Genomic DNA, 19,776 nt, shown 5'->3' with positions numbered 1-19,776 from the left:
AGGACTCAAGTGGCCTCCGGAGCCGTGTGACAGCCCAGCCTCCGGGTGACAGGCCAAACACACCCGACAACTTGGCTGAGGCTGGTGGGGTGGAGCCGAGGCACACGCGCGTCCGATCGGTTGACGCACCCGCCATCGTGGCTGACTGTCGTCGGCTGAGGCTCACACGATGGCTACGCTCCCTGGACACCCCGCAGAGAAGGGACGGACGCGGGATGGCAGGTCTTGGGGAGGAGCAATCCGTCGTCGTGCACATTCGGCTGGCCGGTGAGGGCTATGGGACGGATGACCAGCGTGCGTTGGTCTACGAAGCCGGGCGGGTGATGGCCGCCGCGGTCGAGGATGCCCGCGTCGGCGAGGTCGACGGCAATGAGTTCGGGGGTGGTGAGGCTGTCGTGTTCGCCTATGGGCCGGATGCCGATGCTCTCTTCAAGGTCATGGAACCGGCCCTGCGTCGCTTGCCGCTACGGCCCGTGTACGTCGTTCTGAGGCGGGGCGGCGACGACAACGGATCGCGTGTGGAGTTGTAGGGCGCGGGCATGAGGAAGCCCCAGGTCGCTGCCTGGGGCTTCCTGTGGGCCGTAGGGCCTCAGTTGTTAAGTTGTCTGTTGTTCTGTCGAGGAGAGTTACCTGTCCCTCCCGTCGGCTCGGTTACGAATCCGTCGCGGACTTCGTCGCCGTCGTACCCGTCACGTCCGTCAGCTTCCAGCGCTGGTTCAGGCCCGAGTTCGGGGTCCAGACTCCGATTCCCGCGCCGTCCGTCGTCGACTGGCCGTAGACGTCCGGGAGTTCGCCGGTGGCCACGTTCACCAGGGTCCACGTGCTGTCGCCCGTCGAGGACAGGATCCACTGGGCGGCCTCGTCGCGGGTGGCCGTGTCGCGTTCGGCCACCAGGGAGCCGAAGCGGATGGCCAGGCGCTTGTGCGACGTCGTCTCCGTCAGGGCGTAGCGCGTGCGGTTGTCGGTCTTGCCCTTGCCGATGCGGTCCAGGGTCCACTGCTGGGTGTTGCCGGCCGCGGTGCTCGGGGTCTTGATGACCAGGCTCTTGCCGTCGGGGCCGACGGAGAGGTTCTTGCTGCTCTGGACGCCCGTCAGGGTGTACGTGTGGTTGTCCTGGAGTTCGGCCTGCGACTTGGCCACGCCCGAGACGCCCTTGACCAGGAACGACGTCACCGACTGGGCCGGGACCGTGATCGTGGCCTGCTTGCCCGTGACCTTGACGGCCTTCTTGCGGATCAGCTTGCCGGCGGCGTCCGTGATCACCGGGGTGACCGTCGCCTTCTTCGAGACCTTGCCGAACTTGGACAGGTCCACCGTCACCGCGCGGGACTCCGTGGTGCTGTTGACGTGGACGACCGTCGCCTTGTCGCCCTTCTTCGCCACCGCGGCCGTGCTCGACGTGTCGTTCGTCTTGATGAGGCGGTCGCCCGGCTTGATGTAGTGGGTGAAGTTACGTGCCGTGTCGAACTTGGTGTTGGTGTAGATGGGGCACGACTTCAGGGTGTCCGCGGAGGTGCAGGAGAACGAGAGCTGGATGGAGCCCCAGTTGCCGCCCTTCTCCGACTCTCCTCCCGGCTTCATGTTGTCGTAGTCCTCGACCGGCTGCCAGAAGACCCAGGCCTGGGGCTCCAGTTCGCGCAGGTCGTCGACCATGCGCTGGGCGAGGCCCAGGCCGGGGCGCATGTCGGTGAAGCTCTGGCCGTCGCCCCAGTCGCCCTCGACCTCGCTCATCCACAGCGGCTTGTCGGCGGCCTTGGCGAGGTCGCGGACCGTGGTGCGCTGGCTGGTGCCGTAGGTGTGGACGTTCATCTGGCCGACGAGGTCGCGGACTTCCTGGGGGTAGGAGTTCCAGTTCGTGGCGAAGATGCCCGGGTTGGTCTCGTCCATCGCGGAGATCTCCGCTTTCGTACGGGACTTCGCCAGGGTCGGGCCGAGCGCCTTGATGACCTTCTGCTGGAGCTCGGGGCCGATGTGGGCGCCCTCCTGGCGGCCTCCGGTGGGCTGGCCGTCGGCGCCGAGCTTGGTGCCCCAGTAGTTGGTGTTGGGCTCGTTGAAGGGGTCGAGGGTGTCGACCTTGATGCCGTGGGCCTTCTCCAGGCGCTCGGTGGCGCCGACCAGGTACTGGGCGAAGGCGTCGACCGAGTCGGCCTTCAACTGGTCCTTGGACGCGTCGAAGTTGCCGGAAACGTAGCCGCTCTCCGTCATGAACCACGGCGGGGAGTTGCTGAAGGTCTCCCAGCGGTCGATGTCCTTCTTGATGCGGTCCACCCACCAGCGCTGGGTGGCGTCGGCCTTGTTGTTCCAGTCCTTCTTGTCGTCGGCGCTCCACCAGTCGACGTCCTCGCGGGTGGTGCCCGCCGGGGCCTTCCACCAGCCCTCCACCGCGCCGCCGGCGCGCAGGTAGTCCTTGACGTCGGGGGCGTTGCCGCCGCCGATGTTGTAGCGGGCGATGTTGAGGTTGAGGCCGTCCTCGCCGAAGAGGAGCTTGGCGAGCTTCTCGCGTATCGGCTTGGGGTAGTCGCCGGTGGCGTTGGCGAACCAGACCAGGCTGGTGCCCCAGCCCTCGAAGCTCTGACCCTTGTAGGAGGGGTCGGGGCGGACCGTCACCGCGGCGGGGGCCGCCGGGTCGGCGTGCGCCATCGGCAGGGAGGTCGTGGCCATGGCGGTTCCCGTGGCCAGGGCCGTGATGCCGATGGCCCCGAGGAGCCGTCTCGTACGGGTGCGGTGTGCCATTCGAGTACTCCAACTCTTCCGTGTGCGCGTCCCGGCGAGACACGGAGATCGGGGCCGGCGTTCAGCGTGGTGCGGTGCGGTGCTGTGCGGTTCAGCGTGGTGCGGTGCGGCGCGTTCTAAGGCGGTTCGATGCGCTCTCGTATGGTTTGTCTCAGTGAATGTTTACGTAAACATCACTGAAGCGGATGTCTACACTGTCCGAATCTCGGCGGTCAAGGATTCGTAAGACATCGATGAGCCGTTCCGGCAGCGGCGCGGGAGTCGCGAGGGCCGGAGCAGCCGGAAGAGTCGAAAGAGTTCGGAAGATTTCGGAAGAGTCGGGGGAATCAGGTGGACACGACCGACGGTCGTACGAGGAGACGGAGCGCCCGGCCCCGGCAGGGGCCCTCCATGGGTGACGTCGCGCGGCTCGCCGGGGTCTCCTCCCAGACCGTCTCCCGGGTGTCCAACGGGTTCGCCGGGGTCAACGCGGACACCCGGCAGCAGGTGCTCGCCGCGATGCGGGAGCTGGGGTACCGGCCCAACAGCGCGGCGCGGGCGCTGCGGCGCGGGGAGTTCCGGACGCTCGGCGTGATCACCTTCTCCCTCTCCACCCTGGGGAACATACGTACGCTCGACGCGATCGCCACGTCCGCCGCGCGGGAGGGGTACGCCGTCACGCTGCTGCCCGTCGCCGTGCCGACGCAGGACGAGGTGAACGGGGCGTTCTCGCGGCTCGGTGAGCTGGCCGTGGACGCCGTGATCGTGATCATGGAGGTCCATCTGCTCGACGCGGCGACCGTGTCCGTGCCGCCCGGGGTGCAGGTCGTGGTGGCCGACTCCGACGCCGGGGACCGGTACACCGTCGTCGACACCGACCAGGCGGGCGGCGCGCGGGACGCCGTACGGCATCTGCTGGACCTCGGGCACGGGACGGTGTGGCATCTGGGCGGGCCCGAGGACTCGTTCGCGGCGCAGCGGCGGGCGAACGCGTGGCGGGCCACCCTCGCCGAGGCGGGTGTCCTGGACGCGCCGCCTCTCGTGCGGGGCGACTGGTCGGCCGAGTCCGGGTACCGGGCCGGGCTGCGGATCGCCGAGGAGGCGGACTGCACGGCCGTGTTCGTCGCGAACGACCAGATGGCGCTGGGGTTGTTGCGGGCCCTGAACGAGCGCGGGCGTCGGGTCCCCGAGGACGTCAGTGTCGTCGGCTTCGACGACATTCCCGAGGCCGCGTCCTTCCTGCCGCCCCTGACCACCGTCCACCAGGACTTCGCCGAGGTGGGGCGGCTGTGTGTGGAGGGGGTGCTCCGCAAGATGCGGGAGGGCGCGGGAGAAGGACCGGAGGACGGGCAGGGGAACGGGCGGGGGGACGGGCAGGGGAACGGGCGGGGAGAAGCGCGGGAGGGCGAGGAGCACGGGACGACTCTCGTGCCTACCCGGCTCGTACGGCGGCGCAGTACGGCACCGCCGCCGGCGCAGAGTACGGCACCGCCGTCGGCGTCCGCCCGCTGAGCGCTCAGCGGGCGCTCGTCGTCGGCTCCCGTCGCTGCTCGGACCGTTGCTCGTTCCCGGGGCCGGTGTGGTCGCCGAACGCCCGGTGGAGGCGGCCGAGCTCCCAGAGCAGGTAACCGCTGGCTCCGGCGAACGGGAACCAGGTGCCCAGGTGGAAGAGGAGCACCGGCATGTACAACAGGCCGACCAGGACACCGAACTTGAACAGGATGGCTGTGTACGGCTGATTGCGTGCGATCATGATGTGCCCTCCCCTGCCATGGATCCGCGGTCAGCGCGATCTCATGTGCGGCCCCCCTTGGCCTCTGCCTCGCCATGATGCCTTCGGGGCGACGGGTTCGCGAGGGTCGGCGAAGGCTGCGCCACGTATCTTCACAAACGCTCAGTTCTTCTTCCGAGCCGACTGGCGGAGTTGTGCCATGTGGGTGTGGCGGCGGCCGGCGTAGCGGGCTATGGCCTGGTCAAGGTGTTCCGCGGAGCTCTCGATCCGGAATTCCTGGAGGGTCAGCAGGCGCAGGCCACCGTGTCGACGCGGTACGGGCAGCCATGGCGTGCGGGGGATGACGGCGCCGTGGCGTGGCCACAGGACGAGGGCGTGTTCCTCGGGGTCGGCGCGCACGACGATGCCGATGCGGTCCACGTCGCCCCAGGGGATGCGGAGTTGGCGGCTGCCGAAGGCCCTGAAGGTCACCCCCGCAGGGCCCACGTCGAGGTGCACGTGGTGTCTGCCGGTGAGGAAGTACGCGGAGAGGCCGGCGAGGAAAAGCGGTGCGAGCAGCAGGTCGTTGAGGACGGGAAGCCAGCCGGGGGCTTTCGGGGCGGTGGCCAGTTGGACGCCGACCACGAGGGGGGCGATGAGTGCCAGGCCCACAAGGAAGGACACCGACACGGGCTGACGGCCCCGGAACGTGAGGCCGTCGCCTGGCGGTTGCGGTGCCTCGGCCGGATTCCGCAGCCAGGCCTCGCCCGGCTGGGCGAGCTGTTCCTCGTCCGCGAACCGTGCCAGCGCGGCCTCCAGGAGACGCCGGTCGTGGGTCACTTCCGGCAGTGTGCACAGGGTCAGGGCGCCCGGTGTCAGCTTCGGCAGCAGCATGTTCGTGCGGTCGGTCCTGCCCTCCACACGCCCGGTCGGCCGGACCGCCAGCAGCCCCAGGTGACGTGCGCCGCGCGGCCAGTTCACCACCCCGATCCGCTCGATCTCCGTCCAGGCGTACGCGATCTCCAGCTCCCCCCTGGTCAGGGTCAGTCCCGCCGCGCCGACCACCAGCCGTACGGGCCGGACGAACCGCGACGCGGCGAACCAAGCGGTGCCGAGCAACACCGCGCACAGGGCCAGCGGCGACACCGCCGTCAGGATCCGCGTGGGCTGGACGAGCACGTCGAGCGGGATCGTCCTGCAGCCCAGGACCGCGCAGAGCACCGCGACCACGGCGAGGAGGCGGCGGTCGGCGGTGAACACCTGCTCCGGCTCCACGGCCGGGACCCGCCGTGCGTCGAGGTCGGGGCTGGGGGTCCACGCCGGACCGGCGTAGGTGGCGAGCGCGGCCTCGACGGCTTCCGGGGCGACCCTGAGCCGGCGCAGGTCCGCGAAGCGGAGGGTGCCCTTGGTGTCGTCCTGGCGGGGGCCGGGGGTCCCACGGCTCGCCGTGTGCGGGAAGACGCCGGGCATGGGGCGGACCATCAGGTCGTGACGGCGGCCGCGCAGCCGGGTGGCGGGGCGCTGCCGTATCCAGCAACGGCTGATCCGGTGCCACGGGTACGAGAAGTGTTCGGAACCCCCGTACTGCACCTCGACACCGTCCGCACTCAGCACCAGTGAGTAGTCACCGGGGTTCCGTTTCCCCAGGACCTGGAGCAGTCCTATGAAGGCCACGAGGGACAGGACCGCGGCCACGTGAAGCGGATCGGTCATGTCGAGGCGCTCTTTCTCGGCCGGGGCGGTCATGGTCATGGTGGTGAGCAGGCCCAGGGAGACCGGCAGTCCGATGCCCCAGTTGCGGAAGCGGTGAAAGGTGGGACTCGGTCCGAACCGGACCTCACCGCTCTTGGGGCGGTCGTCGGGCGCGCCCGTCCCCTCGGCCTCCGCACCCTCCGCACCCTCCGCACTCACCGCCCCGGCCGGCAGAGCCGCCCCCCGGTTCCGCACCAGCCCCAACCGCGCGTGCCCGTCCGAACTCTGCTGGCGTGGGGTCGGGTAGCCGCGGCGGGTCAGGGACTTGGTGAGGGGGTCGTAGAGGGTGCTGAGGGTGAGGAGGTCGGGGCCGCCGGGGAGGCCGTCGCGGAGGAGGCGGATGAACTCGCCGGTGAAGGCGGTGTAGCGCTCGCCGACGGGGGCGTAGGAGGGGGCGTTCGCGGAGGACGTGAGGATGTAGGTGCCGCGGATGGTGAGGGCTTCGGTCGGCTCGGGATCGTTACCCATGAGCGTGTCCAGGACCCGGCCGCTGTTGCAGCAGTCGAGGATCAGGATCTTGTTGGGGCAGGGCGACGCTTCGAGGATCTCCCGGATCGCCTCGAACGGGATGGACGTCCAGCGCAGATCGCTCTCGTCCGTGCCGGTCAGCGCCAGGTGGAGGGTCAGGTCGTCGTTGAGGACGCCGTGGCCGGAGAAGTAGACGAGCAGGGTGTCGGTGGCGGTCATGGCCGCCTCGCGGATCGTCGCGCAGACCGCACGCGGGTCCGGAGCGTCCTGGACCACCTCGCAGCGCTCGCGCGGAAACCCGCCGGACGCGTCGGACGTCAGCAGTTCCTGCAGGACCTCCAGGTTGTTGCGTACGGCGAGGAGGTCCGGCAGGTCGCTGTCGTACCGGGAGGTGCCGATGAGGACCGCGCGGGAACCCCGGGGGTCGGGCAGTCGAAGCGTCACGGCTGGCGGTGGTCGCGCAGTGCCGCGTCGAGGAGGGTGTGGGCGTCGTCGGCGGAGTCGGCGGTGACCTTCACGGTGCGGCCGTCGGGGAGGGTCAGTTCGACCGCGGCCGCCGCCCGCCGGGCCTTGATCAGCGCCGGGAGCGAACGGACGAGGGCGGTGACGGCACCGCTGCTGCCGATGGCTATCGCCAGCAGTTCGATGCCGGATCCCATCTGGCCCTCCTCCGGGGCGCTGGTCACCAGGCGCACCCGGCCGCGCAGTTCGGGCTCGGCGACGAGGCCTCGGCGGAGGACGGAGAGGTCGTCGTCCGGGGTGGTGGGGGCGTTGGCGAGGGTGTCGTCGGTGGCCTCGTCGGTGAGCAGTGTCAGCGTGACGTCCAGCATGTCGCTCATGTGGTCCCCCGTCCGTTGTGCCTCGATCTTGTGGGGGACAGTGTGCAGTACGGGACGCGGTCCGGCCCAGACCTGTGCGGTGGGTGAGGGCGGCTCAGGAGTGTGTGCGCGCAGGGCAGTTGGGCGATCACGGGCGCCCACTTCTCCAAGCCCGTTACGGTGTGGGGTCGTGGGTGGCATACGGGGTGCGCGGGGGTGGTGGGAGCGGGGGCGGGTGCTCGCGGGTGCCCATCCGTGGGTGGTCGACGTCGGGGTCGCGCTGCTGGTGCAGGGGGCCATGACGATGCCGTTCGTGGTGCCGAGGGCGGCCGGGCTGGCGCCGGCGACATGGGCGGCGTACGGGCTGATGACGCTCACGGTCGTGCCGCTGGTGTGGCGGCGGCGGGCTCCGCTCGCCGTGCTGCTGGGGATCCTGGTGACCAGCATGGTCTACAAGCTGGCGGTGGACGGGCCCGGGCAGCCGTTGCCGTACCACGGGCTCGTGATCGTCTACACGGTCGCCGTGCTGTCGCCACCGTGGAAGCGCCTGGTCACCGGGCTGCTGGTGCTGGTCGCGGTGCCGGTGGGGGTGTGGCTCAACACCCGGAGCGCGCGTGAACTGACCTTCTCCGCCTTCGTGTTCGCGGCGGCGTACGTCTTCGGGCGGCTCACCGACGCCCGCCAGCGCGCCCATCGCGTCGAGGCCGAGCAGGTCGCCGCGCGTGAACGGGCCCGCATCGCACGGGAGATGCACGACATCCTCTCCCACGCGGTGAGCCTGATGATCGTGCAGGCGGAGGCGGGGCCGGTCGCGGTGCGCACCGCCCCGGAGCGGGCGGAGGCCGCCTTCGACGCGATCTCCGAGACGGGGCGGGATGCCATGGTCCAGCTGCGGCGGATGTTGGGTGTGCTGCGGGACGGGGACGACGGCCACGAGGGACCCGAGGGGTCTGAGCGGTCCGAGGGGTACGCGAGGTCCGAGGGGTACGCCATGTCCGGGGGGTACGCGCCCGGGCTCGCGCCGCGTGAGCCGCAGCCGGGGGTCGGGGATCTGCCCGCGCTGCTCGATCGGGTGCGGGGCAGCGGGATCGAGGTCGGGTACGAAGTGGTGGGGCGGGAGCGGGAGCTGCCGGGTGCGGTCGGGGCGGCCGTTTTCCGGATCGTCCAGGAGGCGTTGACGAACACGGTCAAGCACGCGTCCGCCCGCACCGCCTCCGTGCAACTCCGCTACGGGGAGGCGGACTTGCACATCGAGGTGACGGACGACGGGCGCGGTCCGCAGGCCGGGTACGGCGGTGGGCACGGGCTCATCGGGGTGCGGGAGCGGGCGGCCGCGCAGGGGGGCAAGGCCGTCGCCGGGGCGGGGCCGGGCGGGCGCGGGTTCGAGGTGCGGGTGCGGATACCCGTACCGGCTGTGGTGCCGACGGCGGAGGTGGGGCGTTGACGATCCGGGTGGTCGTGGCCGATGACCAGGAGCTGGTCCGCAGCGGGTTCGCGATGATCCTCGATGCCCAGCCGGACATCGAGGTGGTCGCGGAGGTGGGTGACGGGGCCGAGGCCGTGGCGGCGGTGCGGCGGTACGGGGCCCACGTGGCGCTGCTCGACGTCCGTATGCCCCGGATGGACGGGATCGAGGCGTGCCGGACGATCAGCGCGGACATCACACGGGGCGGACGCAGCACACCCGGCGGACGCAGCGTCCCCGGCGAGGGCAGCGCACCGGGCAGAGGCAGCACACCCGGCGAGGGCAGCGCACCGGGCAGAGGCAGCACACCCGGCGAGGGCAGCGCACCGGGCGAGGGCAGCGCGCCGGGTACGGTCGGCGCGCCGGGTACGGTCGGCGCGCCCGGCGGGCGTGACGCCTGCCGTGTCGTGATGCTGACCACCTTCGACTCCGACGAGTACGTCTACGAGGCGCTGCACGCCGGCGCGAGCGGGTTTCTGCTCAAGGACGTCCGGCGGGACGACCTCGTGCATGCCGTACGGGTCGTGGCGCGCGGCGACTCGCTGCTCGCGCCGTCCGTGGCGCGGCGGCTGGTGGAGCAGTACACCCGGCCCGCCGCCACCCGGCCCCGGCGGCCCGATCCCCGGCTCGACGCGCTGACCATGAGGGAGCGGGAGACTCTGTTGCTGCTCGCGCGGGGGCTGTCGAACGCCGAGATCGCCGCGGAGCTGGTCGTCAGCGATCACACCGTCAAGACCCATGTCGGCAACGTGCTCTCCAAGCTCGGGCTGCGGGACCGTATCCAGGCGGTGATCTGCGCTTACGAGACGGGGCTGATCGCGGTGGGTGAGGCGTCGCTCGGGACGGGCGGCACGTCGCTCGACGCGGCCACGGGACCCCTGCCCGGAGACACGGGTCCCCCGCGCGGGGCCGACCGTCGCCCGCCCGGGGGAGTCTCCCGGGCCTGGTCCTCCCCCGTGTCGGCGAGGAAACGGCGCCGCTAGGACCGCTCGCTCGGGCGATCCGTGCGGAGCCGCCGGTCAGAAGGATGGAGTCGACCAGAACACCGGCTCGCATCCACGGAGTTGATCATGCCGAGCGCGAAGCACCCGACGAACGCGAAGAACGCGAAGAGTCCGAAGAGTCCGAAGAACACCCGCCGTGTGCTGATCGCCGCGGCCCTCCTCCTGGGGGTGTCCGCGGGGCCGACGGTCCTGCCCGCCACCACGGCGACCACGGCGACCACGGCGACCACGGCGACCGCGACCGCCGGCACCGCCTCCGCACGGTCGCAGTCACAGGCGCAGTCACCGCCGCAGGCGGACCCCGACCTCGCCGCCGCCATGGAGGCCGCCATCGCCGGCCTGCCCTCCGCCGACGCCACCGCCGCCCTCGTTCGGGTCGGGGGGAGCGAGGGCGTGTGGCGCGGCAGTTCGGGCGTGCACGATCTCGCCACCGGCCGGGCCGCCGATCCGAACGCCCGCTTCCGAGCCGGTTCCGTGACCAAGGTGTTCACGGCGGCCGTGGTGCTGCAGCTGGCCGCCGAGGGCAGGGTCGACCTCGACCGGAGCGCCCGCTCGTACCTGCCGGAACTGGTTCCGGCATCGTACGGCGGTGTCACCGTGCGGCAGTTGCTCAACCACACGCACGGCATCCCGGCGCCCGACTTCCCGTGGACGACCGTCGAGGGGGCGTACGCGAACCGTTTCCGCATCCACGACCCGGAGGAGATGGTCCGGTCGGCGACGGCGAAGGAGCCGGAGTTCGCGCCGGGCGAGAAGCAGCACTACCTCAACATCGGCTACACGATCGCCGGGTTGCTGGTGGAGCGGGTGACCGGGGACGCGTACGAGGACCAGGTCGCCCGGCGGGTGCTGAAGCCGCTCGGGCTGCGGGGCACGTACTTCCCGGGGACCGACCCGCGGATCGTCGGCCCGCACAACCACGGCTACCAGCGGATGACGCTGGACGACGGGACGACCGGGCTGCGGGACGTGACCGTGTGGGGGGCGACGGACGCGTGGGCGGCCGGTTCCCTCATCTCGACCACGGCGGACCTGGAGCGGTTCACGAACGCGCTGTTCCGGGGGCGGATCGTGCCGCGGGGGCCGGTGCTGGAGGAGATGTTCACCGTGCCGGAGGTGGCGGACTTCCCGACCGGCAAGCCGGCCGAGTACGCCGTCGGGCTCGCGAGGAAGGTGCTCGGCGGGCGGGAGGTCTGGGGGAAGACGGGTGGCCGCTGGGGCTACAACACGGTCATCGCCTCCACCCGCGACAGCTCCCGCACCCTCGTCTACAGCGTCAACTCGACTGACGCCAAGGGCAAGGACGTGAGCAAGGTGGCCCTGAAGGTGATGGTGGCGGCGTACGGCCTGCCGTCGTAACGGGTGGGAATCGCACGCCAACTACCATTGTATGAGAGCACGTTGGGGTCCGTAGATCGTCGCCGCCGTTAGCATCGGCGCCATGCGAATGCGACGGCGCGATGGCAACCGGAACCTCGATCCGACGGCCCCGCCACGGGATCCACGCGCCGACGAGTATCCGATGCCGGCCGTGCCGTACGGGTGGTACGCGGTGCTGCGGAGCAGGGAGTTGCGGGCGGGGAAGGTCGTCAGTCTGCACTACTTCGGGCGGGCGCTGATCGCGTTCCGCGGGACGGACGGGCGGGCGGCCGTGCGGGACGCGCACTGTCCGCACTACGGCGCGCATCTGGGCGTCGGCGGGAAGGTCGTGGACGGGACGGTGGAGTGCCCGTTCCACGGCTGGAGGTTCGGGCCGGACGGGCGGTGTGTGGAGGCACCGTTCGCCGTCCGGACCCCCAAGGTGTCGATCGGCGGCCTCCCGGTGCGCGAGCACAGCGGGCTCGTCTTCGTGTACGTGGGGCCGGGCGAACCCTCGTGGGAGGTCCCGGAGATCGAGGAGACGGGGTCCCGGGACTTCGCCTCGCCGATCGACGACGTCTGCCGGGCGCGTATTCACATCCAGGAGATGCGCGAGAACATCGTCGACGAGTCCCACTTCCACTTCATTCACGGCCAGAGCGAACCGCCGGTCCAGGAGTGGCGGGAGGACGGGCCGTTCGCCGAGGCGCGGGGGACGATCAGCCGGCGGGTGTTCGGGTGGGACATCCACAACACGTTCGACGCGTACATGTACGGGCCGGGGGTGATGGTCGTCCGGGCCCATGGGCCGGTGCTGTCGGTGACCGCCGTCGCGCTCAGCACGCCCGTCGACGACCGCACGAGTGAGCTGCGGATGCTGTACTACCTCCGCAAACCGGCCCGACTCCCGTTCCTCACGCCCTTGTTCAAGCTCGTGTTCCGCGCCGAGGCACTGGGTGAGGTGCGCGGGGAGGTCCGGATCTGGGACCACAAGATCCACCAGGCACGGCCGGTGCTGCTTCCGCACGAGAAGGGGATCAGGGCGTTGCGGCGGTGGTACGCGCAGTTCTATCCGGTCTCTCCGGGCGGGGCGGCGGATTCGGTGGAGGGAGTAGTTGGGGTGGGTCCGTTGGAGGAAGTGGGCCGGACCTCCTGACGAGGGCGAGGGCAGGGCAGGGCAGTCGCCCGTCAGGGCGGCCGGTGCGGGACAGGCATCTCAACCATGACTTTCGGCAGTGTGCGGCGATGCCTGGCCTTCGTATGGTCACGGTCGTGAGGCTACTGAGGCGGTTGGTGGGGGCATGGGCAGGGCTTTCCTGTGCGGGGGTGCCGCTGCTCGTGGCTGCGGCGGGGGCCACGGGGCTGAGCATGGGGAGTCTGTGGTGGGTCGTGGCCACCGGGTCGCTCGCCTGTGCCGCGGGACGGCGGCCGGGGCCCGCCCGTGCGGCTGCGATCGTGCTGGCGGTCGTGGTGGGGGCCGGTGTGGTGGCGGTGGGGGTGGTTCCGGCGTGGATCACGTTCGGGGACCGGTTCGTGACGGTGCTGGTCGGGGCGGCCGTACTGCCGTGGTTCGGGGGGCGGTTCTGGCGTCAGTACCGTGCGCTGGAACGGGCCGGGTGGGAGCGCGCCGAGCATCTGTCACACGAGCGGCGGCTCGTCGCCGAGCAGGCACGCCTGCGTGAACGCGCCCGTATCGCCCAGGACATGCACGACCTCCTCGGCCATGACCTCAGCCTGATCGCCCTGTCTGCGGGCGCCCTGAAACTCTCCCCCGGCCTCCCCGACGAACAGCGGGAGGCCGCGGGGGACATCCGGGGCCGGGCCGCCACCGCGGTGGACCGGCTCGGCGAGATCATCGGCGTCCTGGGGGAAGCTGGTGCGGTCGTGTCACCGTCCCGGGTCGAGGATCTGGTCGTGAGCGCGTCCGGTGCCGGGCTTCCCGTTACGTTGGACGTCGAAGGCGAGCCGGGTGGGCTGTCGCCGGTCGCCGAACTCGCCGTACGGCGGGTCGTACAGGAGTCCCTGACGAACGCCGCGAAACATGCGCCCGGCGCGACGGTGACGGTACGACTCCGGCACACGGCAGGCGAGGTCGACGTACGGGTGGAGAGCGGCCAGGTACGCAACGGCGCCGGTGCCGTTCCGCCCGGCGGGGGTCGCGGGCTGATCGGGCTGGACGAGCGGGTACGGCTGGCCGGGGGCTCGATGACGTACGGCCCGTACGAGGGCGGCTTCGCGGTGGTCGCGCGGATACCCCACGACCCCGGCGCCTCACCCGCTCGCCGCGCCTCGCGCACCCCGCACTCCCCCAGTGTTTCCCGGCGAACGGCAGGCGAGGCTCCGTACAAGCCGGACGCGGTACGGCTGGAGCACCGGCGGGCGCGGCGGCGGCTCGGCCGGATCGCTCGGGCCGCGCTCTGGGTGCCTCCGGCTGTTCTCCTCCTGCTCGGCGCGGTGTTGCGGGGATGGGATCTGTTCCTGGTCCATGACGCGGTGCTGGCGCCGGAAGACTACGCGCGCATCCAAGTCGGCCAGTCCCGCGAGGAGTTCGCGCCACTGCTCCCGGCCCGGCAGACACCCCACCGGCCGACGGACGACAACCCCACGGACGACAACCCCACGGACGACAACCCGATGGACGACAACTCCGCCTCCCCCTCGCCACGATGCGAGTATTACGCGATGACCGCGGACCGCTTCGACGACCACTCCGGCGACGCCTACCGCCTGTGCTTCCGCGCCGGCCGACTGGTGCTCAAGCAGGTGGTCACCCCGTGATCCGCGTCCTCGTGGCCGACGACGAACCCATGATCCGTAAGGGGGTTCGGGCCGTGCTGGCCACCTCGGGCGACATCGACGTCGTCGCGGAGGCCGGTGACGGGCGGGAGGCGGTGGAGCTGGCGCGGCTGCACCGGCCAGACGTGGCCGTTCTCGACATCCGGATGCCCGGGATTGACGGGCTGCGCGCGGCCTCGGAGATCCGCCGGGTCCTTCCCTCCACCGGGGTCGTGATGCTGACGACGTTCGGGGAGGACGAGTACATCCTGCGGGCGCTCGGCGACGGGGCGGCGGGGTTTCTGATCAAGTCGGGGGAGCCGGAGGAGTTGATCGCCGGGGTGCGGGCGGTGGCCGAGGGCGCGGCCTTCCTGTCACCGAAGGTCGCGGCCCGGGTGATCGCCCACCTCGCGGACGGGGGCGCCGGTGTGCGGGCCGAACGCCGTGCCGCCGCCCGCCGCCGGGCCGAGGCGCTCACGCCCCGGGAACGCCAGGTGCTGGCCCACCTCGGCGCCGGGCTGACCAATGGTCAGATCGCCCGTCGGCTGGGGCTGGTGGAAGGAACGGTCAAGGCGCATGTCAGCGCGATCCTCTCCCGGCTGGCCGTCGACAACCGGGCGGCGGCGGCCGTGGTCGCCCACGAGGCCGGCATCGTCCCCGCGTCCGAATCGGCCGAGTAGCGGCGCCGCGACCTGGGCGGCGGGCGGTACGGCCACGAGGAGCGTCGCGGTGACCACGGCCGCGCCGAGCGCCGCCCCGGCCAGTACGTCGTGCGGGTAATGGACACCACCCGCCACCCGTGCCGCCGCCACCACCGCCGCGAGGAACAGGGCGAGGGCCGCGAGACGCGGCCGCAGCATCGCCAGGCCCACGGCGAGCCCCGTGGCCAGCGCGGCATGGTTGCTCGGGAAGGACCAGTCCCCCACCTCCGGGCACTCGCCGATCACCTCCGCCCCCGGCACCGCGCGACAGGGCCGCTCCTCGTCCACCACCAACTTCAGCGCCTCACTCACCGCGTAGGCGACGACCGTGCCACCGAAGGCCAGGACCACTCCGACGACTGTGGCGACGGTACGAACGTCACGGCGACGCCCGCTCGGCCGGCCCGAGCCCAACCTGTCCCGCGCGTGCGACCGAACCGAGCCCGGCCGGTCCCGTACATCCGACCAACCCGAGCCCAGCCCGGCCCGCAGGGCCGTCCATCCCGTCCAGAACAGCAGCAGACCGAGAACGACCAGTATCCCGTCGGCGGCGACGGTCGCCGTCGTCCCCATCCACGAAGGCCCATCCGCCATCACCCCGTTCACCTTCCGGAACAGTGCGGCCGAGACCCCACCGGTCGCCCGCACCGGCCCCACGTCCCCCAACCCGCCCGGATACAGCATGACGACCGCCACCGCTCCCGCGACCAGCGCCGCCGAACAACCGAGTACGCGACGCCCGATGCCATCGCCGCAGCCATCGCCACCATCGCCGTAAGTCTTCGTTCTCATACGTCCCGACGCTAGGAAGAGCGGCCCCCGGACACCCGACCCGAAGGGCCATGCCCGACCCCCGACGATCGTCTTGCTTGACAGCGGGTCGGGCCCTTCCCTCAGCTCTTCGTTAGCTCTTCGTTCTCGGAATTCAACCTGCCCCAAGGACGACGTTCACGTGCGTTCGTGACTACGCCGAGCCTTCTTGAACCCGAGGCGGCACCGGCGCGGTCGGCGTACCAGGGATGGGGGTACCGGAAGGTGGGGCGGTCACACCCAGGGGAAGAGGCACCTGTGTACGACGCCATGGTGCTGGACCTCCCGGCGCCCTCAGGGGCAGCTCTCGTCGAACTTGACCGCGGTGAACTCCACTGACGGCCCGTCCGACTTCGCCCCTGCTTCGGGCGTCTGGGTACACACCTGCCAATTCGACTCGACGAGCACGAACCGGCCGTCGCCGGACGCGTCTGTCACGGTGATCGACGTACCGGAGTCGAGTGCCGAACGGGCGGCCTTCACGGACTTGCCCTTGAGGTCCGGCATCGTCCCACTGGCGGCCGACGGGGCGGACTGGTCCTCGGCGGGGCAGTCTTCTTCCAGCTTGACCGCACCGAAGTCCAGTTCCGTGTCCGTCGACACGGTCTTGCCGGCCGTCACGTTCTGGGAGCAGACCTTCCAGTTCCGGTCGAAGGCCTGCATACGGCCGCGGCCGAGAGCGTCGTGGGAGGTGAGGCTGTAGAACCCGGCCTCCTGCGCGGTGTCCTGGGCGGCTTGGAGGCCCATGCCGGTGGAGTCCGGGACGGTCCCGGTCCCGGTCTCGGTCCCGGTCCCGGTGGGCGCCTTGCCTTCACCGCTGCCCGCGGTGGTACTTGTACTTGTACTGGTGCCCGGTGTGCCGACTGCGGGTGTGTCGATGTCGTCGCAGGCCGTGCCGGCACCCCCCAGTACGAGCAGGCCCGCGGTGATACCGCCGATGAGCTTCCGGTTGGCCATGGTTGCCCCCTTGTGTACGGGTTGTGATGCGCGGTGAGCGTACGGCCGGACACGGGGGCGAGTGGGGTGAATGACGATGCTGCGACCTGAAGGGATGGACGCGCCCGGGCAGGCCACGCGCAACCGGAGGGGTCAGCGGCGGGCTGCGGCTCCTAGGCTCCACTCATGGAGCAATCCGAGATCATGCAGCGAGTCGTCGGCATCCTCACCGAAGCGATCGAGATGCGGCGGCAGGCTCGCGAGAACCCCGGCGCCGAAGTGGCGTTGACGGGGGCCATCTCCGCGCTGCTCGCGGAGACCCTGCCCAAGATCGAACTGCCCGCCGAGGCAAGCGCCCAGGAGGCCACGGGCATCATCACGGAAGCCCTGGGACCGGCCATCGTGAGCCTCGCCAACTGCTTCTCCTACGCCTTCGTCCACCTTGCCGAGGTGCACGACCAGGGGCGGCCCGATACGACGACGACCGATGTCCTGCGGTCCCTCTCCCTGCAGTTCGCACGGCGGGACGGGGAGGAGGAGTAGAGGACCACCCAGGCCCGACCGGGCCCGGCCGACCCCGCGCAGGCCCACCCACCCCTTCGTTCCCGGGATTTAACCTGCGACCCCTTGGCGACTCCGCCTCTACGCGCGTAACTTGAGCCGACTCCCCCACACCACCCTTCGACGTACCCGACGTACGAGGAGACCGCCAGCGTGTCCATATCCGACCGGTCCGACAGACCCGCAGGAAGCGGCGCCCGTGCGCGCCGCGTCGCCTATCCGCTGATATCCGTGGGCGCGGCCGGCGCTCTCGCGTTCGGTGTGCTGCCCGCCGCGTTCGCCGCGCCGTCGGCGAGTGCGGTGATCGGGGAGGTGTACGGCGGCGGAGGGAACTCGGGGGCGACCCTGGTCAGGGACTTCGTCGAGCTGGGGAACGCCGGGACCGGCGCCTATGACCTGTCGGGCTACAGCGTGCAGTACCTGCCGGGGTCGCCGTCGGCGTCCTCGCAGTGGCAGGTGACCGCGCTCAGCGGTGCGATCGCGCCCGGCGGCCGGTATCTGATCGCCGAGGCGGCGGGCACCGGCGGTACGACGGCCCTGCCGACCGCCGACGCGACCGGGTCGATCGCGATGGGCGCGAGCAGCGGGACCATCGCCCTGGTCGCCGGTACCACCCCGCTGACCTGCAAGACCGCGGCGGACTGCGCGGCGGACGGCAGTGTCGTCGACCTCGTCGGGTACGGCAGCGCGGTCGTCAGGGAGGGCAGCGGCCCGGCCACCGGCGCCTCCAACACCGCCTCCGTCGCCCGCGCCGCCTCTCTCGCGGACACCGACGACAACGCGGCCGACCTCGCCTCCGGTACGCCCTCCCCCGTCAACTCGGCCGGTCAGACGCCCGGTTCGGGCGACGGTGGCGGAGACGGGGATGGGGACGGCGGCGGTGGCTCCACCGAGCCCGGCCCCCTCCGCGTGCACGACATCCAGGGCACCACCCGGCTGTCGCCGCTCACCGGGCAGACGGTCACCCGCGTTCCCGGCATCGTCACCGGCGTACGGAAGTCCGGCTCGAAGGGGTACTGGATCCAGGACCCGCAGGCCGACAGCGATCCCCGTACCGGTGAAGGTGTCTTCGTGTACACCGGGTCGGCCGAACCGGCCGTGGCGGTCGGTGACTCGGTGCTGGTGAGCGGCAAGATCACCGAGTACTACCCGAGCACCACCAGCCAGTCGGTCACGGAGATCACCGGGCCGACCGCGACCGTGCTGTCCGCCGGCAACGCCCTGCCGGCGGCCGTGACGCTGGACGCGTCGACCGTGCCGGACGCGTACGTGCCCACCGCCGGCGGTGGCAGCATCGACGCGCTGCCGCTCGAACCGGCCGTCTACGCCCTCGACTTCTACGAGGCGCTGGAGGGTTCGCGGGTGCAGGCCTCCGACGCCCGGGTGGTCGGCGCGACGACGGAGTACGACGAGGTGTGGGTGACGGTGAAGCCGCAGGAGAGCCCGACCGTGCGCGGCGGCTCGCTCTACTCCTCCTACGACATGCCGGGCACCGGCCGGATGAAGGTGATGTCGCTCGACACGACGACCGCCTTCCCCCGGGCGAACGTCGGTGACGAGCTGTCCGGCACGACCAGCGGGCCGCTCGACTACGCCTCCTTCGGCGGCTACAACCTCCAGGCCACCCAGCTCGGCACGCTCGTCGACAACGGGCTGAAGGCCGAGCGGACCCGGCGCCAGAAGGGCGACGAGCTGGCGGTCGCCACGTACAACGTGGAGAACCTGGACGCGCTCGACGGCCAGGAGAAGTTCGACCGGCTCGCCGAGGGCGTCGCGGACGGCCTCAGCTCGCCCGACATCGTCGCCCTGGAGGAGATCCAGGACGACAACGGCGCGACGAACGACGGCACGGTCACCTCCGAGGCCACGCTCACCCGGTTCACCGACGCCATCCGCGCGGCCGGCGGCCCCCGCTACCAGTGGCGCTACCTCGCCCCCGAGAACAACAAGGACGGCGGCGAGCCCGGCGGCAACATCCGCCAGGTCTTCCTGTTCAACCCCAAGCGGGTCTCCTTCACCGACCGGACCGGCGCTGACGCCGCGACGCCGACCACGGCCACGAGTGTCGTGAAGACCCGCAAGGGCGTCCGGCTCAGCTACTCCCCGGGCCGGATCAATCCCACCAGCGACGCCTGGGGCAGCAGCCGCAAGCCGCTGGTCGGCGAGTTCGTCTTCCACGGCGAGCAGGTCTTCGTCATCGCCAACCACTTCGGCTCCAAGGGCGGCGACCAGCCCCTGCACGGCCGCTACCAGGAGCCTGCCCGCGGCTCCGAGACCAAGCGCCACGAGCAGGCCGCCGAGGTCAACACCTTCGTCACGTCCCTGCTCAAGGCCGACCGGAACGCCAAGGCCGTCGTCCTCGGCGACCTCAACGACTTCGAGTTCTCGCAGACCATGACCGCGCTCACCGCCGGCAAGGTCCTGAAGCCGCTGATCAGCACGCTCCCGGCCGCCGAGCGCTACACCTACGTCTACGAGGGCAACTCGCAGACCCTGGACCACATCCTGACCAGCCCGGCCGTCACGCACTTCGACTACGACGTCGTGCACATCAACGCCGAGTTCGCGGACCAGGCGAGCGACCACGACCCGCAGATCGTGCGGATCGACGTGGGCAGGTGCCGCCGGAACTGACCTCCAGCGATGTCGAGCCCCCGGGCCGTTCCGTGGAACGGCCCGGGGGTTCGTCGTGTGTCGTCGAGGG

At 71.1% G+C, this 19,776-nt stretch carries 15 protein-coding genes and 1 pseudogene; 10 read left to right on the top strand and 6 right to left on the bottom strand.

What is annotated here, in order from left to right; genetic code table 11:
- Positions 1-248 precede the first annotated feature (248 nt).
- Positions 249-530, top strand: coding sequence for a hypothetical protein (locus OG202_RS25900; RefSeq protein WP_327728641.1), 282 nt, complete (start codon positions 249-251; stop codon positions 528-530).
- Between the two features lie 121 nt (positions 531-651).
- Here OG202_RS25900 and OG202_RS25895 read toward each other — a convergent pair whose 3' ends face one another.
- Positions 652-2,733: an RICIN domain-containing protein gene (locus OG202_RS25895; RefSeq protein WP_327728642.1), complete on the bottom strand. Its 2,082-nt coding sequence runs from the start codon at positions 2,731-2,733 to the stop codon at positions 652-654.
- Positions 2,734-3,123: 390 nt separating this feature from the next.
- Between OG202_RS25895 and OG202_RS25890 the strand changes: the two genes are divergently transcribed.
- On the top strand, positions 3,124-4,224 hold the full coding sequence (locus OG202_RS25890) for a LacI family DNA-binding transcriptional regulator (RefSeq protein ID WP_326580214.1): 1,101 nt from the start codon (positions 3,124-3,126) through the stop codon (positions 4,222-4,224).
- Positions 4,225-4,228: 4 nt separating this feature from the next.
- On the opposite strand, the gene OG202_RS25885 is transcribed toward OG202_RS25890, so the two are convergent.
- The 3 genes from OG202_RS25885 to OG202_RS25875 form a co-directional block, all read right to left on the bottom strand.
- Positions 4,229-4,465 (bottom strand): hypothetical protein, encoded by a 237-nt coding sequence (locus tag OG202_RS25885; protein ID WP_326580216.1) that lies wholly within the window; start codon positions 4,463-4,465, stop codon positions 4,229-4,231.
- A 141-nt stretch (positions 4,466-4,606) separates the two neighbouring features.
- Positions 4,607-7,087 carry a caspase, EACC1-associated type gene (locus OG202_RS25880; RefSeq protein ID WP_326580218.1) on the bottom strand — a complete coding sequence of 827 codons (2,481 nt, stop codon included), beginning with the start codon at positions 7,085-7,087 and terminating at the stop codon, positions 4,607-4,609.
- Positions 7,084-7,482, bottom strand: a complete 399-nt coding sequence (locus tag OG202_RS25875; RefSeq protein ID WP_326580220.1) for an effector-associated constant component EACC1 — start codon at positions 7,480-7,482, stop codon at positions 7,084-7,086. Before OG202_RS25875 ends, OG202_RS25880 begins: the two co-directional genes overlap by 4 nt.
- A 169-nt stretch (positions 7,483-7,651) precedes the next feature.
- Here OG202_RS25875 and OG202_RS25870 point away from each other — a divergent pair, with 169 nt between their 5' ends.
- From OG202_RS25870 to OG202_RS25840, 6 genes are all read left to right on the top strand, one after another.
- Positions 7,652-8,905, top strand: a complete 1,254-nt coding sequence (locus tag OG202_RS25870) for a sensor histidine kinase (RefSeq protein WP_326580222.1) — start codon at positions 7,652-7,654, stop codon at positions 8,903-8,905.
- On the top strand, positions 8,902-9,909 hold the full coding sequence (locus OG202_RS46565) for a response regulator (protein WP_443052285.1): 1,008 nt from the start codon (positions 8,902-8,904) through the stop codon (positions 9,907-9,909). The genes OG202_RS25870 and OG202_RS46565 overlap by 4 nt, the downstream gene beginning before the upstream one ends.
- A gap of 87 nt (positions 9,910-9,996) precedes the next feature.
- On the top strand, positions 9,997-11,289 hold the full coding sequence (locus OG202_RS25855) for a serine hydrolase domain-containing protein (protein ID WP_328223652.1): 1,293 nt from the start codon (positions 9,997-9,999) through the stop codon (positions 11,287-11,289).
- Positions 11,290-11,371: 82 nt separating this feature from the next.
- Positions 11,372-12,445, top strand: coding sequence for a Rieske 2Fe-2S domain-containing protein (locus OG202_RS25850; protein ID WP_328223651.1), 1,074 nt, complete (start codon positions 11,372-11,374; stop codon positions 12,443-12,445).
- A 212-nt stretch (positions 12,446-12,657) separates the two neighbouring features.
- The gene (locus tag OG202_RS25845; protein ID WP_328223650.1) at positions 12,658-14,067 is read left to right on the top strand and encodes a sensor histidine kinase; all 1,410 of its coding nucleotides are present in this window, start codon (positions 12,658-12,660) and stop codon (positions 14,065-14,067) included.
- Positions 14,068-14,096: 29 nt separating this feature from the next.
- On the top strand, positions 14,097-14,744 hold the full coding sequence (locus tag OG202_RS25840) for a response regulator transcription factor (RefSeq protein WP_443052360.1): 648 nt from the start codon (positions 14,097-14,099) through the stop codon (positions 14,742-14,744).
- 96 nt (positions 14,745-14,840) lie between these two features.
- Here OG202_RS25840 and OG202_RS25835 read toward each other — a convergent pair.
- Positions 14,841-15,338 (bottom strand): annotated as a pseudogene (locus OG202_RS25835) (phosphatase PAP2 family protein); the annotation flags it as partial.
- Between the two features lie 531 nt (positions 15,339-15,869).
- The gene (locus OG202_RS25830; protein WP_328223648.1) at positions 15,870-16,532 is read right to left on the bottom strand and encodes a hypothetical protein; all 663 of its coding nucleotides are present in this window, start codon (positions 16,530-16,532) and stop codon (positions 15,870-15,872) included.
- Between the two features lie 165 nt (positions 16,533-16,697).
- On the opposite strand from OG202_RS25830, the gene OG202_RS25825 reads away from it, so the two are divergent.
- Together OG202_RS25825 and OG202_RS25820 are read left to right on the top strand one after the other, a co-directional pair.
- On the top strand, positions 16,698-17,054 hold the full coding sequence (locus tag OG202_RS25825) for a hypothetical protein (protein ID WP_326580230.1): 357 nt from the start codon (positions 16,698-16,700) through the stop codon (positions 17,052-17,054).
- 249 nt (positions 17,055-17,303) lie between these two features.
- Positions 17,304-19,706 (top strand): lamin tail domain-containing protein, encoded by a 2,403-nt coding sequence (locus OG202_RS25820; protein ID WP_443052359.1) that lies wholly within the window; start codon positions 17,304-17,306, stop codon positions 19,704-19,706.
- The last annotated feature ends 70 nt before the right edge of the window (positions 19,707-19,776 follow it).

This window comes from Streptomyces sp. NBC_00310 (genome assembly GCF_036208085.1).
Taxonomy (GTDB): Bacteria; Actinomycetota; Actinomycetes; order Streptomycetales; family Streptomycetaceae; genus Streptomyces.
This window is presented reverse-complemented; position numbering and strand designations above follow the sequence as displayed.

Excerpts from the sequence above, each read along its gene's own strand:
- OG202_RS25895 (WP_327728642.1), bottom strand. The coding sequence starts at position 2,733 with ATGGCACACCGCACCCGTACGAGACGGCTCCTCGGGGCCATCGGCATC.
- OG202_RS25890 (WP_326580214.1), top strand. The coding sequence starts at position 3,124 with ATGGGTGACGTCGCGCGGCTCGCCGGGGTCTCCTCCCAGACCGTCTCC.
- OG202_RS25885 (WP_326580216.1), bottom strand. The coding sequence starts at position 4,465 with ATGATCGCACGCAATCAGCCGTACACAGCCATCCTGTTCAAGTTCGGT.
- OG202_RS25875 (WP_326580220.1), bottom strand. The coding sequence starts at position 7,482 with ATGAGCGACATGCTGGACGTCACGCTGACACTGCTCACCGACGAGGCC.
- OG202_RS25855 (WP_328223652.1), top strand. The coding sequence starts at position 9,997 with ATGCCGAGCGCGAAGCACCCGACGAACGCGAAGAACGCGAAGAGTCCG.
- OG202_RS25850 (WP_328223651.1), top strand. The coding sequence starts at position 11,372 with ATGCGAATGCGACGGCGCGATGGCAACCGGAACCTCGATCCGACGGCC.
- OG202_RS25845 (WP_328223650.1), top strand. The coding sequence starts at position 12,658 with ATGGGGAGTCTGTGGTGGGTCGTGGCCACCGGGTCGCTCGCCTGTGCC.
- OG202_RS25840 (WP_443052360.1), top strand. The coding sequence starts at position 14,097 with ATGATCCGTAAGGGGGTTCGGGCCGTGCTGGCCACCTCGGGCGACATC.
- OG202_RS25830 (WP_328223648.1), bottom strand. The coding sequence starts at position 16,532 with ATGGCCAACCGGAAGCTCATCGGCGGTATCACCGCGGGCCTGCTCGTA.
- OG202_RS25825 (WP_326580230.1), top strand. The coding sequence starts at position 16,698 with ATGGAGCAATCCGAGATCATGCAGCGAGTCGTCGGCATCCTCACCGAA.